1 pseudogene is annotated in these 721 nt (G+C 47.2%); it reads left to right on the forward strand.

Going from position 1 to position 721, the window contains the following annotated elements:
• A pseudogene (locus KDM92_RS18225) lies at positions 1-721 on the forward strand (IS3 family transposase); the annotation flags it as partial.

Here is a 721-nt window from a genome sequence, read left to right on the forward strand (position 1 = left end):
GCTTGGCGCCCTAGAACCACGCCGTAAAGGACGACCGCCTCCTATGTCTGCTCCATCAAAAAAACCTAGCCCAAGTCAAGAGCCTGCAGAGGGATCACATGAAGCGCTGCTCGAAGAGCTGAACTATTTGCGCTTGGAGAATGCGTATCTAAAAAAGTTGCAAGCCTTAGTTCAAGCCAAAGAAAAATTAGCGCGAGAGAGAAAGCGCAAATAGCGGATGAACTAAGGCAGCAATACCCGATCGCACGGATTCTCAAGGTGGTTGATATGGCTCGCAGCACGTTTTACTACCAGCGACAACAAGCGCTCGACGGTGATAAGTACGCTTCGATCAAGCAGCGTATTCGCAGTATCTATGATAAGCACCATGGTCGTTACGGCTATCGTCGCGTGACGGCTGCTATGCGGCAATTTGGAGAATCCATCAATCATAAGACAGTGCAGCGACTGATGAGAATCTTGGGATTAAAATCCTTGGTGCGGGCCAAGAAATACCGATCATTTAAAGGCAATGTTGGCTTGGCAGCACCCAATCTATTGCAACGAGATTTCAAAGCGACTGGGGCGAACCAGAAGTGGTCGACTGATGTGACAGAGTTTAATGTCGCTGGTGAGAAGCTTTATCTGTCACCGATTTTAGATCTGTTTAATGGCGAAATCATCGCCTTTGAAACAGCGAAAAGACCCGTTTATAAAATGATTGATACGATGCTTAAAAAGG

Origin of the sequence: Affinundibacterium baiyunense (genome assembly GCF_018139645.1) — a bacterium.
Classification (GTDB): domain Bacteria; phylum Pseudomonadota; class Gammaproteobacteria; order Burkholderiales; family Burkholderiaceae_D; genus Undibacterium; species Undibacterium baiyunense.